The following is a 15319-nucleotide window of genomic DNA, read 5'->3' as shown; positions in this document are numbered from 1 at the left end:
CCGGCGACAGCGGGAGATTCCGACGAGAAAGAGGGAGCAGTGGCCTCGAAGGAGATTGAGTTCGGTCGGTGGTTGGCCGAGCGGATGGGGGAGGAGGGGATGGACGTAAGCCAACTGGCACACCGGTTGACGGTGACACAGCCGCTTGTCGAAGCCTGGCTCGATGGTCGCTCCATCCCCGGCCCCGACCTTTCGGCCAAGGTGCAGGAGAACCTCGGAGTCGACATGAAAGGTGGACAGGGTTTCACGGGTGGTACGGAACGATCGAACGCGTCCTCGGAGACATCGGTCGTGTGGTACCACCGACCCGGGCACGACGACGGTGGGCGGGAATTCGGCAACGCGGCGGCTTTCGCCTTCGAGGCCGATCTTGAGGTTCTGGCTCGTGAGGCGACGCAGAACAGCCTCGACGAGCGCGACAGAGGTAACGATCGCCCGGTGAGGGTCCGCTACACGCTGCACGAACTGACCGGAGAGGCCCTGAAACGATTCCGCACTGCGATCCGCTGGCACGACCTCCAACCGCACTATCAGGCTGCTGCCGCACAAGACCAGAAGGTCGGGCGAGTCATCGGCGCCGGCTTGCGGGAGATGTTGGAACGAGATCGGCTGGTCCTGCTTCGCGTCGACGACTACAACGCCAACGGACTTACTGGTGACGACTACGACGACGGCCGCTTCGCCGCCGTAGTACGACGCCAACTCGAAAGCCGCAAGTCGGACGCGGCAGCTGGCGGTTCTTACGGACTCGGAAAGGCCACGCTCTGGGCGACGAGCCGACTAGGGCTCGTTCTCATCAATTCCACGCTCTCGGAGCCCCATGAGGGGCACACTCAGCGGCGGCTGATTGGACGACTCGATCTGCCCTGGCGAGAAGTGGACGGCAAGAGATTTGCCGGGCCCGCTTGGTTCGGGCAGCCGGATCCAGCAGCCGATAACAGTGAGGTCGTTCGATCCTGGTGGGCTGATGAAAAGACGGCAGAGGAGTTGCATCTCACCCGTGAGGGCGATGACCCTGGTACATCGTTCTTGATCGTTGGGGCACATGATGTAGCCAGCCTCGCAGGGGCCGGGCAGGACCTCGACGGCGATGCGGGTGATGACGAGGACAGCCTGGAGCGCATGCACCAGCGGTTGGTACGTGCACTCGGTCGTAATTTCTGGGCTGCCATGACAGCAGGAGGGAGCCGCCGGCCCCTGCTGGAAGCGTCCGTGCGCACGTTGCGCAACGGAGTGGAATACGTGGAGGAGGAACGGGTCGAGCCGAAAGTACATCAACCCGCGCGCTCGCGTGCTCTTCAGGCATTTCTGAGCGGCACTACGGTGGATCGGCTCACCGAGGCTGGTCAGGTAGCCCTCGTCACAGTGCCGTTGAAGGTGCCAGAGAGAGACGGCTTGACCGCAACCGCTGGTGAGCACAGGGCCGTGCTCCTTATCACCGAGGCAACGGACGCCGATGGCAAGATCAACCAGGTGACTGCGATGCGCGGCAATCGCATGACAGTCAAGACCAGCTGGGTGCCTGGCCTCCCTGCGGGAACCAATCCGTTCCAGGCAGTCCTGCTCGTGGGCCGGGCTGCGGGTGACGACGCACCCTTCGCCGCCGAAGCCGAGGAGTTTCTTCGATCCTCCGAGCCTCCGGAGCACAACAAGTGGGGCCAGACGGAGGAGTTGAGGATGCGCTATTCGCCTTCGGCCCATCGGCGGATTGCAGCATTGACGTCGGAGACCAATAAGGCCGTGCACGAACTCGTAGCGGTTCCCAAGGAGAAGAAGTCCGACGGGCCCGGCAGAGTGAGCAAACGTCTCAAAATCTCGGGCAAGCCAGTCGGCAAGGCCAGGGCGGCCGTCACGCCTCCTAAACTGGATGACCTGGATGCAGTAGTCGATGCCTCCGGTGCATGGCAGATCACTGCCGAGGTCAAGGTGCCACCCGGGGGCGACCCTTGGAAGATGAGCCCGGTTGCCAAGCTGGAGGTTCGATCCGGCCCTCGACCAGCGGTCAAATGGGCCGAGCTCGTTGCGGTCAGCAACTGCGAAGTAGTCGACGGCGTAGTGCATTTCCCGCCCGGTAGCCGACGTGCCGTATTTCGAGGCGTCACTGACGTGTCCACTCACCCGGTGAGCGCAGCACTGAGCGGTCTCGTTGTCGAACTCCACGAGAGCAAGGGGGGCCTCGCGTGAGGGTTTATCCGTACCCACGGCTGACCGGTGCCGTAACGGCGCGCGTCACGGCCGTCCGGCTGCGCGGCCCCGGAGACGTCCGCGAACAGCTGGAATCCAAGGGATACTCCGTCGTCGAGCAGGTCGTGGCCCTCGGAATGGCCGAGCGTGACGACTGGCAGATCGCACGGATCGCGCTTACGGCGACCGTTCCGGTCCGAGAGATCGAGATGAAGGGTCATTGGTCCGACATCACAGTTGTGGCCGTTCTGACAGAGGGAGCCACCAACACACGTACCTGCGTTCCGTTGGCGCGCGGAGTGAACGGTGGCAAGGAGTGGACCGGCGAGATCGAACTGGACCGCGACGACCATCTGGACCGCGCGTCGCTGGCTGTGCATGTGGTGGCCACAGTAGAGGACACGCCGGGACGAATCATTGGCTCCATCGATCAGGACTGGGTGGTCGACCTCACTTCCGACGTTCCGCTCAGGGATCGCCAACTGGACGTCAGCACAGTCAGTTTCGCCCGCGGTGCCGATTGGTTGCGTAGTTTCCGGGACGCACCCTGGGTAGTGGACACTTCGGGCCACATGCCTACCGTTCGCCTCAACTCGGACTTCGAAGGCCTTGTAGCGCTGGTGGAGGGTCGGGGCTCAAAGGTGGAGGGCGTGGTGGGAGAGATGCTGCTGGCCCAGATGTGCGCCGATGTGTGGACCGCTGTCTTTCATACCGCCATCGGCGACCTGGAGGTCGAGGACGACGGGACGCCACTCTTCCCGCCCGACTGGCGAGGCGCGGTGCTGCGAGAGATGCTTCCGGACATCGTCCCTGGGCGGGCTGCAGAGGATGCACTCCGTGAAGTGCACCTCCGGCGCACCGGTGAGGGGAGTTGGACGGACCTGCAACCTCGTATCCAGTACGCCGCCGCACGCCGTGCCGAGGTTCCCAAAACGTTGGCCACCACTGTCCGTGACATTGAACGAATCGACCAGGAGACCCTCGCGTGACTTCCCGTCCCGAGCACCTGCCGGAACGGCTTGCTCTGATCTCCGATGTGCAGGCTGCCGAGTTCATCTCGACAGGACTGCTCGAGGGACGCGAGGACGTTCCCTCCATCGCGCTTAACAAGACTGCCGAGAGACTGCCCGGTGACGACGCGCGCCGGCGACTGAACCGAGTTCGGGATCTGATCGAACACGCGCTGAACAGATTTGGAAACGAACGCCCAACAACCGCGGACGCATGGCTGGCTCCGCGTCTGCACGAGACCCTTCGGCTCACGCGCCGGGAAGCGGCCGAGAAGGGGTTCTGGACATATCTCGCCCTTGGAGTTGCGCCGGACTACGTAGTGTGGCGGCACCTGTCCGAACCAAAAGCGGATGGATCGCCTGGGCGCGTAGCTCGCGACAGGTTCATCGGCCCACATTACAAGCAGACGTTCGCCCGGCTCTGGTGGGCAGCCGAACTTTTTCGTGACGGTGCTGACTATCGTCCTGTCGTAGTGGCCTGCGGCAACCAGGATATGCTCAACTCTGCGCTTCGACTCGACGTCATCGATCATCGCCCAACGGCCCTTGCCCTCGTCAGGCTCATAGAACGGGGCACTGTTCGCACAGGTCGAGAAGTCAATGCCCTGACTTCTGCGGTGAATGCTGCCGCAGCGACCTTGATGTACGACGTCATCGCTCTGGATGTGGAAAGGGATCGGGAGCCGCTGCGCGACTGGATCGAGGGCGCAGAGTCATCACTTCCATCGCCAAGGAACGAGCTGCCCCAAGGTCCGGATGAGGAGAGGGCGCCAAAGGAAGCCGTTGATAGATTGATCGTGCACTTCGAGGAGCTGTTTGCGTACGCGCAGGTCAGGGGGCGGACTTCTGACGAAAGTGAGTGACGTTGTTAGCCTCCCGATAACCTGCTCCCATGATTCGCGCAGCGGTTTTCGACGTAGGTGAGTGCCTGGTAGACGAGACCAGGGAGTACGGGACCTGGGCCGACTGGCTCGGTGTGCCTCGGCATACCTTTCACGCGATGTTCGGTGCCGTAATCGCGCAGGGGCGGGACTACCGTGAGGTCTTCCAGGAGTTCCGGCCGGGGTTCGATCTCTACGAGGAGCGGGAGAAGCGGGCAGCCGCAGGGCAGCCTGAGTCCTTCGGGGAGGAGGACCTCTACGCGGACGTAAGGCCCGCGCTTGCCTGTCTGCGGGAGAACGGGCTCTGGCTCGGGATCGCCGGGAACCAGACCGTCCGGGCAGGTCGGATTCTGCGGGAGTTGTTCTCCGACGACGTCGATCTGATCGGTACGTCGGACGACTGGGGAGCCAGCAAGCCCGACCTGGAGTTCTTCAAGCGGGTCGCCGAGGCCGTGCCGTTCGACGTCGACGAGATCCTGTACGTGGGGGACCGCTGCGACAACGACATCCGTCCCGCCCGGCAGGTCGGCATGCACACCGCTCTCGTGCACCGCGGACCTTGGGCCACCATCCAGTGGAATGACCGCGACGCCAGGGAACTGCCGACCTTTCGTGTCGAGGGACTGATCGACCTGCCTGATCTGATCAATCAGTTCAACGGCCCAGTGCGCTGAGCGTCGTCGACCAGTCGTACAAGCGGTCGTCGAGGTCACGGACACAGCGCTCAGCCTGATGGGGCGCAAGCGCCCTGCGTACCTCGCGCACCCGGTCCATGCCGGTCGCGTACCAGGTGACCGCCAGCTGGTCGAGGGCCTTGCCCGCGTACTCGCACGCCTGCTCCGGGCTCCCGGAAGTCGCCTCGACGGCTGCCAGGTCACCGTAGACCACCGAGCGTTGTTTGTCCTCGGCCGGTGTCATCGCGGTCAGGGCGTACAACAGGCTTTCGCGGGCTTGCGGAAGGTGACCTGCGATCATCTGGGTGTTGCCCTTGAAGGCCGCCAGACGGGCCGGGGAGAACCAGTCCAGCCACTCCGGCGAAGAGTGTTCGTTGCCCACCGCCAGGACGTCCTCCGCATGGCGGAGAAGGTGCAGCGCTGTAGGGCTGTTGCCCGACCTCGTCTCGCACTCGGCCTCCACCGCGTCCAGCCAGGCCAGGAACTCGGCGGACGCGGGGACCCGTCGGGCGTAGGTGCGCGCGGCCGTCATACGCTCAAGCGCGCCGTCGCGATCCGCCGCCCACCCCGGGACGAATGCCATGTGCGCGATGATTGCCGAGCCGAGCAACGCGTCGTCCGCCTCTCCTGCTGCCTGCAAAGCCAACAGGAAGGTGTCATTGGCCGTGGTCGGCTCGCGGAGATCGAAGAACTCGATACGGCCTGCCAGGAGGTAGGTCTCCGCCATCGCAGCCGCGACCTCACGACGTGTCGAGTCCGCCGTCTCCGGCAGAAGGGCGCATCCCAGCGTCGCGTGCGCGACAACGGTCGGGTGCAACTCGGCCGGTGCGACCGACCAGTAGAGCCGCCGGTGGGCGCGGGTCACCGCCATGAAGTCGGCCCCGACTGTCGAGGGTTGAGGTGCCACCGCAACTTTGCGGGGCAGCGATGCCCGGCCGCCGGGGGCCAGGGGCCGCCGCGCGTGTTCTGAGTGCTGCGGCCCGTCCGTACCCCAAGGGGGCGTGAACCCCAATGCCTCCATGCTCTGTCCGAGCAGGTGCACAAGTACGCGTTGGCAGTCCGGTTGCGGCCAGGGCGGGTTGTCCGACTCCCAGCGGCGAACCTGCCGTACACCGATCGACAACCCTCGAACGCCCATCTCCTTGGCGTGCTGGGTGAGTGCATCGGCCAGATGCTGCTGGGAGTTGAAACCCGCGGCTACGCGGGCGGCCTTGAGTCGGACGTTGCCGGTGGGCCTGGGCATGGGAGCACCTCCTGCTACGGCTTTTCCAACTCTCCCACAGGTAGTCCTGTTTCAGGCATGCTCTCCCTCCTAAGGAGTCATCGAGGCCCCTATTGGGTCCCTTCAGCGACCTCTTTGAGTCCTCGAATCTGACGCCTGGCTACTGGAGGCTTTGTGTTGTCCCCAGGACAGGAGGCAGGTTGTGGACACACAAGAGGCCCTGGACAGAGCGATCTCCGAATGGCTCGCACGAGCCCATCCGACGCCTGCGCAGGCCTGGCACGAGTGGGCGGTTCAGGGCGTCGCCCTGTTACCGCTCGGCGACTGGTTCGCAGCGGTGCGGATGGCGTCGGACGAGGTGCATGCAGCCGTGGATTCGAGCGACCCGGGCCAGGTCGCCGTCTGCCTCGGCCTCCTCCTCGGGGGCTCGATCATCTACGACCGCCGCGTGGCAGGCGGCACGTACTACGCCTTGATCCAGGGGCACGCCGGTCTGGTCTGGGCGTACGACGACATCGCCACGTGTCTGGGGCATGGCACCTATCTCGGTGTGCCTCGGCTCGACCGGCAGCAGTCCCCGGGCACCTACTGGCTGGTTCCGCCGCGCTACGAGGGCGATCTCTGCACCCCGCGTTCCATCACGGCCCTGGTCAAGAGGGGGCGGTCACGACTGGCCGCCCGCTCGGAAGTCTGACCCTCCTCCGCGAAGTACCTCGAAGGGAATGGTGAGCAATCACATGACGACTACGGCCGTTCAGGCTCCCTGGGCCATGCGGTTGGTGACCGATCGGCTGCCGGTCGGGGCTCCGTCGTACGTGTCCGTGGTGCTGGATGCCGCCTCGCAGACCGCCGTGTACACGGACGCCACCGGGCAGGTGGTCGAGATGGGGAAGCACGGGACGTCGAAGACGACGGGTACGGCGTCGGTCTCCGGTGGTGGGGACGGGCAGAAGCCTCAGCCGCAGACCCAGGACGACAACACGACCGACTACGAGTCGGACTGAGCGGTGGCGTCCGTTGTTCTGGTCCTCACCGCGTTGGAGGACGTCACCGCGGACCGGGTCATCGAGGCCCTGAACGATCGCGGCGCGGCCGTCGTGCGCGTTGATCCGGGGGATGTCGGGCCGGAACTTGTCTTCGGGTTCCGGCTCGGGCCGGGAGGCGGCTCGACTTGGGGTGGGCGATTGCGTACCGCCAGCCGGGAGGTGGATGTGGAGACCGTGACGGCCGTCTACTGTCGCCGGCCGACCCCGTACACCGCGCGCTTTCGGCAGTTGCCCCGACAGGCTGGGGAGTTCGCCGTCGCCGAGGCACGTCATGGGCTCGGGGGTGTGCTTCACGGTCTGCGGGGTGCGTTGTACGTCAACCATCCGTCCGCGGTGGCCCGCGCCGACTTCAAGCCCGCCCAGCTCCAGAGGTTCGCCGCTCTCGGTCTGCGTGTTCCGGCGACGCTGATCACCAATGACGTGGCGGAGGCTCGGAGGTTTGCGGCCGAGCACGAGCGCGTCGTCTACAAGTCGTTCCGTGGGCTGCCAGAGGGCGCGGACGGGCGTGCCGGGGCCATCTGGGCGCAGCGCATCGAGCCCGGTGCGCAGGACGACACGGTCGCGGTGACCGCACATCTCTTTCAGGCCGAGATTCCGAAGAGCGGGGATGTACGGGTCACCGTGGTCGGGCGTCGGGTGTTCGCCCAGCAGATCACCACGCCGGACGGTGCGCTGGACTGGCGCCGGGGTGACTGGGCCCGTCTCGTCCACACCTCCGTCGCCGTACCCGAGTCCGTTCGGGCCGCTCTGCACAGCTACTTGGCCTCGTTCGGGCTGGTCTTCGGCTGCTTCGACTTCGCACTGACCGGTGACGGGACGGCTCCGGAGGACTGGTGGGCGATCGAGTGCAATCCGAACGGGCAGTGGGGCTGGCTTCCGGACGCCCCGGCCATCGCGGACGCCATCGCCGAGATCCTGAGCAGAGAGGAAAACGAAGGCCATGACGACATCAAATGACCTTCAGAGCAACGCCGTTCTGCTTCGGCGGAAGCTGGCGAAGGAACTCGCGCGGGGCGGGGCGGTCGATGATCCGCGCTGGTTGGCAGCTGCGGACGAGGTGCCTCGGCATCGGTTCGTGCCGGGGTTCTATCTGGCGGCCGGCGAGAACGACGAGAACGGACTGACGGTGTGGGAGCCCGTCACCGCCGAGCTCGACCACGGCAAGTGGCTGGCCGCCGCTTACTCCGACACCACGCTGATCACCCAGTTCGACGACCGAGAGCCGGACTGGAGCGCGCCCGAGGTGCGGCACGGTGGGGCGCCCACCTCCTCCTCGACCCTGCCGTCGCTCGTCCTGAGGATGTGGGCCGACGCCGAGGTGGATGAAGGGCACACCGTGTTGGAGATCGGCACGGGCAGCGGCTACTCGACCGCGCTGGCCTGCGAGCGCCTCGGGTCCGCCGACGTCACCAGCATCGACGTCGATCCCGACCGGCTGGCGGTGGCGGCCGACGCCCTGTACGGCTGCGGTTACACGCCGACGCTCGCCGTGGCGGACGGGCGGTACGGCTACTGGCCCGAGGCTCGCTTCGATCGGATCGTGGGAGCCTGTTCCTTCCGTTCCGTGCCGGACGCGCTCGTCGCGCAGACCCGGCCGGGCGGGAAGATCCTGCTCACGCTGTCGGGCTGGTTGTACGGCTATGCGCGCGTCCTCCTCACGGTCGGCGAGGACGGTACGGCGGAGGGGCCGTTGCTGCCGGGCACCGTCTCCTTCATGTCGGTCCGGGCGCACGCCGCTCCGGTTTTCGGGAACCCCGCCCACTGGGTGGCAGGACTGCCGGAGAAGGCGAGGGTGGCGCGGCACGGGCCGGAGCGGATCACGGCTGCGCGCCCGGAGGCGTTCCATCTGCGCTTCCTCGCCCAATGCGCTGTGCCTGATACTCAGATGACCTCCGTGGGGAAGATCGTGCACCTGGTCGACGTCGTCCGTGGCTCGGCCGCGTCGCTCACGCCGTGCGACGGTGGGTGGGAGGTGCGGGAGGCCGGGCCGGTGCGGTTGTGGGAGCGCGTTGAGGATGTCGTCGACGCCTTCGAGTCTGCAGGGTGTCCGGGACCGGAGACGTTCGGACTACGGGTGTGCGGGAGGGAGCAGAGGCTGGTCCACGCGCAGATGTCCGGTCTTGAGGTGCCGGGGGCTTGAACTGCTTCTGGGGGTGGGGCTCGGCATCGAGGTCGCCTGTCGAACCGGCGGCTGCAAGGTGCCCCAGCCGCCCGCTTCTTCGTCAGTGTCGTGCCTCCGCGAGCCGAGTAAAGGGCGCTCCCGCTCCGCTGCGCTCCGCGTCCGCGTCGGCTGGCGCCGATCGGCCTTCGGCCGACCCTTGACTCGGCTCACTCCAGCACGGGGAAGAAGCGAGCGGGCGGCCGGGAAAGGTGGGGTGGGGCGCAAGGGGCCGTCGGCGGGGGGATTCGGGTCAGAGGGGTGACGGGGTCAAGGCAGCAGGTTGGTGCCCTGGATGACCGGGCAGTCGGAGGCCGGGGTGTCCGAAGTGAGGTGGTGGATGCCTTGGCCTCGGAGGGTCACGAAGGCGGTGAGGCCGGTGTCGAGTGCCGGTACTCGGTGCCCGTAGACGAGGGCCTGGGTCAGGGTCAGGTCGAGGGTTTGTGCTGAGCCGTTGAGGCGGTTGAAGCGGGCGCCGCGGCGGACCGGTCCCCGGAGACAGCGCACGTTGACGGTGGCCTGTTCGAGGGACGCGACGATCACCCGGACGATCTGCAGTTCCACGCCGCTGTGGCAGGTGTCGGGGTTCGGGATCTCGTTCACGCGGTCGCTTTCTCTCGCCGGCCGGCGCTGCGAGCGCGGGCACGGTGAGGTGATCTTCACAGGGTCGTTCAGGGACAGTACGTCTTCCGTGTGGCCGGGCCCTCCCGGGGGCCCCGCGGGCAGGGTTCCGGAGGCTCGTCGGGCAGGGTTTCGGGGCTTCTTCGGGCAGGGTTGTGAGGGGTTGCCGGGGGATGTGGCCGTGTGGCCGGAGGGGGCGGCGTTGTGCGGGGTTCTCCTTCGGGCGTTCAAGTGCCGTTTGAAGTGGTGGAGTTGACTCGGCTTCGCGCAGAGGGGGATCATCCGCTTCCAGGCGTGGGCGGACAGAACCCCGCGTTGGGCGCGGAGTTGTGCGCGTACCGGGGCGGTCGGTGAACCGATGGGCCGTCGTATGCATCCTCCATTCCGCCATTTGATCCTCCGAGGTTCGGGGACTTTTTCATGAGCACAAGCAATTCCAGACGTGGGGACGACGCGTCGAGGCGTCGGCGTCCCGCTCTGTTGACCGCTGTCGCCGCGCTCGCCGTTGCGGGTGGGGCGGCCGTGCCGGTGCCGGCGCTTGCCGACGGTGGGGCCGAGGGCACGGGCACGGGTGCGGTGACCACGTTGCAGCAGGACTTCGCTGCCGCCGCCGACGCGTACGACGTGCCGCTCCAGGTGCTGTTGGCGGTGGGGTACCAGGAGTCGGCGTGGGACACGCACGCCGGGCAGCACAGCACCGACGGCGGGTTCGGGCCGATGCATCTCACGGACGTGACTCCGGCGATGATGGCCGGGGGTGACGCGGGGGCGGCGGGGCGCAGTGATGTGAAGCAGATGGCGGCCAGTGCGGCTCTGCACACCGTTCAGGCGGCGGCGAAGCTGACCGGGCTGACCGAAGACGAACTGCGCAAGGACCCGGCGGCCAACATCCGTGGGGGTGCGGCGCTGCTCGCCTCCTACCAGAAGGCCGTTGCCGGTTCCGTGTCCGCCGACCCCGGTGACTGGTACGGGGCCGTGGCCCGTTACAGCCAGGCCACCGACCGGCAGGGTGCCGCCTCCTTCGCCGGGCGGGTGTTCGCCAGCATCAAGAAGGGTGTCGGGCGCACGACGGCCGACGGTGAGCAGGTAAAGCTGGCGGCTGACAGCGATGTCACCCCGGACAGCGGGCAGTTGAAGGCCCTGGAGCTCAAGTCGGCCGCGACCACCGACACCGAGTGCCCGGCCACCGTCGCGTGCACCTTCGTGCCGGCGTCGCCGTCCAACGGCCAGGTGTCCAACCGTCCCGCCAACGGCATCCGGATCGACAGCATCGTCATCCACGACACGGAGACGTCGTACGACGCGGCCGTCAACCTCTTCACGCAGCCGGGCGGATCCGCCGCGCACTACGTCATGCGGTCCTCGGACGGCGCGGTGACGCAGATGGTGCCGACGAAGGACCTCGCCTTCCATGCGGGCAACTACTCGACCAACATGCACTCGATCGGCATCGAGCACGAAGGCTACGCCGCGCACGGTGCCACCTGGTACACCGAGGCGCAGTACGAGGCCACGGCCGACCTGGTGAAGTACCTCGCCGACCGGTTCGACATACCTCTGGACCGGCAGCACATCATCGGCCACGACAACGTCGCCGGGCCGAAGTCGTCCCTCGTCTCCGGCATGCACTGGGATCCGGGCCCGTCCTGGGACTGGAACCACCTCATGGACCTGCTCGGGGTGCACACCGGGCGGCACGGGGTCGGTCCCGTCGGCTCGGTGGTGACCATCGCCCCCCGGTTCGAGAAGAACCTGCAGACCGTGCAGATCTGCCCCTCCGACGACCCGACCGGCGCCACCACCGCGTGCACCGAGACGCAGCAGCCGTCGGACTTCGTGTACCTGCGGACCGAGCCGAGCGAGACCGCTCCCCTCTTCGGGGACCAGGCGCTGCACCCGGGTGCGGCCGGCACCGACCGGATCAACGACTGGGGCAGCACGGCCGCGGCCGGGCAGCAGTTCGTGGTCGCGGACCAGGACGGTGACTGGACCGCCGTCTGGTACAGCGGCTCGAAGGTGTGGTTCTACAACCCGCACGGCTGCAACACCGCGCCCGCCCACGGCGTGAAGGTGATCTCGACGGCCGGGACCTCCCCGGTAGCGGTGTACGGCTCCAGCTACCCTGATGCCGCCGAGTACCCCGCGGGTCTGTCGCCCTCCACGCAGGCCGCGTTGAGCATGTACACCGTGCCGGCCGGTCAGGCGTACGTGGCCACCACGGCGCCGTCGCTCACGGACGACTTCTTCCCGTCCAGCGGCACGGTCGTCACCGGCGCCAAGGCGATGTACACCATCCAGTACAACCACCGGGTCGCCCTGGTGTACGCCTCGGACGTCACGGCGACGGACGACTGAGGGTTCTACGGTCCGGCGGCTGACGGTCCGACGGTCGTATGTAGACGCACGCGTATGTGGTGCCCAGGAGGTTCCGGCCTCCTGGGCACCTTTCGTAGGCGTTTCGTAGGCGTCAGTGGTCGTCGCGCGCGGCGAGCCGCCTGGCGGTCTCGGTCCTGACGGTCTCGTGCAACTCCTCCGACGTGAAGCCGAGGTTGCGGAGGATCCGCGCGGCCGGGCTCTCCGTGACGCGGATCAGGCCCAGCAGGGTGTGCTCGGTGCCGACCCAGTCGTGGCCGAGGTCGGCCGCTGCCCGGCGGGCCTGGCCGATGACCTCCTTGCTCTCCTCGTGGAACGGGATGTGGCCGCGCGGCGCCTTCCTGCCGGCCGGGGGCAGCGCTTCCCGGACCGCGTCGCGGACGCGCTGTTCCGACCCGGTCTTCGCGACCAGCACCTCGTACGCCAGGCCCTGCGGTTCGCCGAGCAGGCCGAGCAGGAGGTGTTCGGTGCCGATGGAGTCGTGCCGGTGGGTGCGGGCGGCCTCCTGGGCCAGCACGATGCCGTGCCGGTTCAGGTTGGTGAACCGCTCGAACGCGGCGGGAGCGTGGCGTTGCTGGGCGGCCTGCTTGGACACCCCGATGGCGTCGCCGATCTCGGTCCAGGACGCGCCACGCTGCTTGGCCTTGCTCACGTAGTGGTCGATGAGCTGGTCACCGAGGTCGGACAGGGTCTGGGCGCGCAGCCGGGCCTCGCTGATGCGGGCCAGTTCACCGGCTTCGGGGAGTTCCTCGTCGAGTCGGGCGATCAGGTCGGCAAGACTGATGTCGAGTGGGCTCATGCGTCAACTTTAAATTGACGATCCTCAATCGTCAACTTGTAATTGACGATCGCTTTCGCCGCCTCCTCGTCGACTCTTCTGCAGGATGAGGGCATGACGACCATCCACGGGGAAGTGGCCGACGGGTTCGAAGGCGTGCGGGACGCGTTCCGCGCCAACTTTGAGGAGCGGGGGGATGTCGGGGCCGCCGTCTGCGTGTACCGGGACGGGCGGCCCGTGGTGGATCTGTGGGGTGGGGTGGCGGATCCGGAGACCGGACGGGAGTGGGAGCGGGACACCTTGCAGCTGGTGTACTCCGCGACCAAGGGGGCCACCGCCACTGTGGCCCATCTGCTCGCCCAGCGCGGGGAGTTGGACCTTGACGCTCCGGTGGCCGACTACTGGCCGGAGTTCGCGGCGGCGGGGAAGGCGGAGATCCCGGTGCGCTGGCTGCTGTCGCACCGGGCCGGGGTGGTCACGGTCCAGCCGCCCGTGCCGTTGGCGGATGCGCTGCGCTGGCAGCCGATGGCCGACGCGCTCGCCGCGCAACGGCCGGAGTGGGAGCCGGGCACCGCGCACGGGTACCACGGGCGGACCTTCGGGTGGCTGGTCGGGGAGGTCGTACGACGGGTCTCCGGGCGCACCCCGGGGCGGTTCTTCGCCGAGGAGGTCGCCGGGCCGCTGGGCCTCGACTTCTTCATCGGGCTGCCGGCGGCCGAGCGCGGGCGGGTCAGCCGGATGCTGTACCCGAAGCCGGAGGTCGATCTCAGCACCGTACCGCTGGACCTGGTGCCGCCGGAGGTGCGGGAGTTCGTCGCCGCGCTGCAGGATCCGGAGTCGCTGAGCAACCGGGCGTTCGCCGTCACCGACCCCGCCGAGATCGACTTCAACTCGGCCGAGGTGCAGGCCGCGGAGCTGCCCGCCTCCAACGGGATCGGCACCGCGCGCGGCCTCGCCCGGATGTACGCGGCGCTGATCGGGGAGGTGGACGGGGTACGGCTGTTCAGCCCGGAGACCCTCGCGTCGGCGACCGCGGAACAGGCCGGCGGAGTGGACAAGGTCATCATGTTCCCGGTCCGGTTCGCCTCCGGGTACATGCTGCCCGTCGAGACCAACCCGCTCACCGGCCCCCGCGCCTTCGGGCATCCCGGCCGCGGCGGCTCGCTGGGCTTCGCCGACCCCGAGCACGGCATCGCCTTCGGGTACGTCATGAACAGCATCGTCGAGGGTGCGGAGGACGCGCGGGCGTCCTCGCTCGTCGAGGCGGTGCGGGCCGCGCTGTGACCGGGTGAGTCCGGCAACGGCACAGGGGGATCGGGCACGGTAGCCGGAAGTAGGTGGAAAGGGGCCTGGCCGCGCACGGAATCCCGTGCGGCCAGGACACCTTCCGCCCGGCTACCGGGACGCCGCCCCGCTACCGGAACGCCGCCCGCCTACCGGAACGCCTGCACATTGCGCCCGGCCCATCCGGCGAACCCGCCCGCCGGGCGGCCCAGCACGGTGGCCACGTCCGTGCCGACCCTCGACTCCGCCGGAAGCGGCGCGCCCAGGACGTCCAGCGTGCCCTCGACCGCCTCCTCCGGCATGAAGCGGGCCATGGCCGCGTGCGCCTCCTCGCGCGAAAGCTCCACGAACGTCACCTCCTCGCCCAGCGCCGCGGAGATGACCGCCACCTGCTGACGCGGGCTGATCAACTCCGGGCCGGTCAGCTCGTAGACGCGGACCCCGTGGCCGCCCTCGCCGTCCTCGCGGACCGAGCGCAGCTCCTTCGCCGCGACCGCCGCGATGTCCGCCGGGTCAACGACCGGAAGGGCCACGTCGGCGAAGGGGGCGAAGACCGTGCGCTTGGTGCGGATCGTGTCGGCCCACGCGAAGGCGTTGGAGGCGAAGCCGCCGGGGCGCAGGATCGTGGAGTCGAGGCCCGACGCGCGTACCGCCGCCTCGAACTCGCGCAGGCGGGCGTGCGAGGGTGCCTCCGGGCGGGTGGCGCTGACCTGGGAGGAGACCAGGACGACCCGTTCGACGCCGGCGTCCGAGGCTGCCCGGAGCAACAGCTCGGGGTTCTCGCCGAAGGCGTTGAGTTCGCCGCCCAGGACGATGAACAGGGCCCGGGCGCCGGTCAGGGGCGCCCGCATGCTCGCCGCGTCCCCGACATGGCCCTCGGCCCACCGGACGCCGGGGACGGCGGATGAGCCCTGCCGAGGGCGCCGGGACACCGCCACCACCTCCTCGCCCGCCTCGGTCAGCAGGTCCACCAACGTCCGGCCGATGGTGCCGGTCGCGCCCGTCACAGTGATCATCAGTTCCCCCTACGGGTCCCACCCGAGTTAGTTAGCTGACTGACTTAGTCGGCTGACGCAGACGCTAGCACG

Annotated in this window: 14 protein-coding genes; 10 read left to right on the top strand and 4 right to left on the bottom strand. The window is 67.9% G+C overall.

Annotated elements, in window-relative coordinates; all coding sequences use genetic code 11:
• The first annotated feature begins 84 nt into the window (after positions 1–84).
• From AB0D74_RS17215 to AB0D74_RS17200, 4 genes are read left to right on the top strand one after another with little or no spacing between them, the layout of a single operon-like run.
• Entirely contained in the window at positions 85–2184 is a 2100-nt protein-coding gene (locus AB0D74_RS17215) for a transcriptional regulator (protein ID WP_362586877.1), read from the top strand.
• Positions 2181–3173: a hypothetical protein gene (locus AB0D74_RS17210; RefSeq protein WP_362586565.1), complete on the top strand. Its 993-nt coding sequence runs from the start codon at positions 2181–2183 to the stop codon at positions 3171–3173. Before AB0D74_RS17215 ends, AB0D74_RS17210 begins: the two co-directional genes overlap by 4 nt.
• Entirely contained in the window at positions 3170–4057 is an 888-nt protein-coding gene (locus tag AB0D74_RS17205) for a DUF6339 family protein (protein ID WP_362586562.1), read from the top strand. The genes AB0D74_RS17210 and AB0D74_RS17205 overlap by 4 nt, the downstream gene beginning before the upstream one ends.
• A 29-nt stretch (positions 4058–4086) precedes the next feature.
• Positions 4087–4749 carry an HAD family hydrolase gene (locus AB0D74_RS17200; RefSeq protein WP_362586559.1) on the top strand — a complete coding sequence of 221 codons (663 nt, stop codon included), beginning with the start codon at positions 4087–4089 and terminating at the stop codon, positions 4747–4749.
• Here the strand turns inward: AB0D74_RS17200 and AB0D74_RS17195 are convergent.
• A complete protein-coding gene (locus tag AB0D74_RS17195) occupies positions 4730–5992 on the bottom strand; it encodes a transcriptional regulator (RefSeq protein WP_362586556.1) in 1263 nt (420 codons plus the stop codon). The genes AB0D74_RS17200 and AB0D74_RS17195 overlap by 20 nt on opposite strands.
• A gap of 181 nt (positions 5993–6173) precedes the next feature.
• Here AB0D74_RS17195 and AB0D74_RS17190 point away from each other — a divergent pair, with 181 nt between their 5' ends.
• From AB0D74_RS17190 to tgmC, 4 genes are read left to right on the top strand one after another with little or no spacing between them, the layout of a single operon-like run.
• Positions 6174–6665 carry a hypothetical protein gene (locus tag AB0D74_RS17190; RefSeq protein ID WP_362586553.1) on the top strand — a complete coding sequence of 164 codons (492 nt, stop codon included), beginning with the start codon at positions 6174–6176 and terminating at the stop codon, positions 6663–6665.
• Between the two features lie 43 nt (positions 6666–6708).
• Positions 6709–6975, top strand: a complete 267-nt coding sequence (locus AB0D74_RS17185; RefSeq protein WP_362586550.1) for a putative ATP-grasp-modified RiPP — start codon at positions 6709–6711, stop codon at positions 6973–6975.
• Between the two features lie 3 nt (positions 6976–6978).
• Complete coding sequence (tgmB, locus tag AB0D74_RS17180) at positions 6979–7974, top strand: ATP-grasp ribosomal peptide maturase (protein ID WP_362586547.1); 996 nt, start codon at positions 6979–6981, stop codon at positions 7972–7974.
• A complete protein-coding gene (gene tgmC / locus AB0D74_RS17175; RefSeq protein WP_362586544.1) occupies positions 7958–9157 on the top strand; it encodes an ATP-grasp peptide maturase system methyltransferase in 1200 nt (399 codons plus the stop codon). Before tgmB ends, tgmC begins: the two co-directional genes overlap by 17 nt.
• Before the next feature lie 288 nt (positions 9158–9445).
• Here tgmC and AB0D74_RS17170 read toward each other — a convergent pair whose 3' ends face one another.
• Complete coding sequence (locus tag AB0D74_RS17170; protein WP_362586541.1) at positions 9446–9778, bottom strand: hypothetical protein; 333 nt, start codon at positions 9776–9778, stop codon at positions 9446–9448.
• A 438-nt stretch (positions 9779–10216) separates the two neighbouring features.
• On the opposite strand from AB0D74_RS17170, the gene AB0D74_RS17165 reads away from it, so the two are divergent.
• Positions 10217–12151, top strand: a complete 1935-nt coding sequence (locus AB0D74_RS17165; RefSeq protein ID WP_362586538.1) for an N-acetylmuramoyl-L-alanine amidase — start codon at positions 10217–10219, stop codon at positions 12149–12151.
• Between the two features lie 112 nt (positions 12152–12263).
• Here the strand turns inward: AB0D74_RS17165 and AB0D74_RS17160 are convergent, their stop codons facing one another.
• Positions 12264–12968 (bottom strand): Clp protease N-terminal domain-containing protein, encoded by a 705-nt coding sequence (locus tag AB0D74_RS17160; protein ID WP_362586536.1) that lies wholly within the window; start codon positions 12966–12968, stop codon positions 12264–12266.
• Positions 12969–13061: 93 nt separating this feature from the next.
• Here AB0D74_RS17160 and AB0D74_RS17155 point away from each other — a divergent pair, with 93 nt between their 5' ends.
• Positions 13062–14231: a serine hydrolase domain-containing protein gene (locus tag AB0D74_RS17155; RefSeq protein WP_362586533.1), complete on the top strand. Its 1170-nt coding sequence runs from the start codon at positions 13062–13064 to the stop codon at positions 14229–14231.
• A gap of 149 nt (positions 14232–14380) precedes the next feature.
• On the opposite strand, the gene AB0D74_RS17150 is transcribed toward AB0D74_RS17155, so the two are convergent.
• Complete coding sequence (locus AB0D74_RS17150) at positions 14381–15247, bottom strand: NAD(P)H-binding protein (RefSeq protein ID WP_362586531.1); 867 nt, start codon at positions 15245–15247, stop codon at positions 14381–14383.
• Positions 15248–15319 lie beyond the last annotated feature (72 nt).

The sequence above is a fragment of the Streptomyces sp. NPDC048278 genome, assembly GCF_040652195.1.
Lineage (GTDB): Bacteria > Actinomycetota > Actinomycetes > Streptomycetales > Streptomycetaceae > Streptomyces.
This window is presented reverse-complemented; position numbering and strand designations above follow the sequence as displayed.

Bases quoted from the DNA above. Each gene is read 5' to 3' on its own strand.
- AB0D74_RS17215 (WP_362586877.1), top strand. From the start codon at position 85: ATGGGGGAGGAGGGGATGGACGTAAGCCAACTGGCACACCGGTTGACG.
- tgmC (WP_362586544.1), top strand. From the start codon at position 7,958: ATGACGACATCAAATGACCTTCAGAGCAACGCCGTTCTGCTTCGGCGG.
- AB0D74_RS17165 (WP_362586538.1), top strand. From the start codon at position 10,217: ATGAGCACAAGCAATTCCAGACGTGGGGACGACGCGTCGAGGCGTCGG.
- AB0D74_RS17150 (WP_362586531.1), bottom strand. From the start codon at position 15,247: ATGATCACTGTGACGGGCGCGACCGGCACCATCGGCCGGACGTTGGTG.
- AB0D74_RS17160 (WP_362586536.1), bottom strand. From the start codon at position 12,968: ATGAGCCCACTCGACATCAGTCTTGCCGACCTGATCGCCCGACTCGAC.
- AB0D74_RS17195 (WP_362586556.1), bottom strand. From the start codon at position 5,992: ATGCCCAGGCCCACCGGCAACGTCCGACTCAAGGCCGCCCGCGTAGCC.
- AB0D74_RS17200 (WP_362586559.1), top strand. From the start codon at position 4,087: ATGATTCGCGCAGCGGTTTTCGACGTAGGTGAGTGCCTGGTAGACGAG.
- AB0D74_RS17155 (WP_362586533.1), top strand. From the start codon at position 13,062: ATGACGACCATCCACGGGGAAGTGGCCGACGGGTTCGAAGGCGTGCGG.
- AB0D74_RS17185 (WP_362586550.1), top strand. From the start codon at position 6,709: ATGACGACTACGGCCGTTCAGGCTCCCTGGGCCATGCGGTTGGTGACC.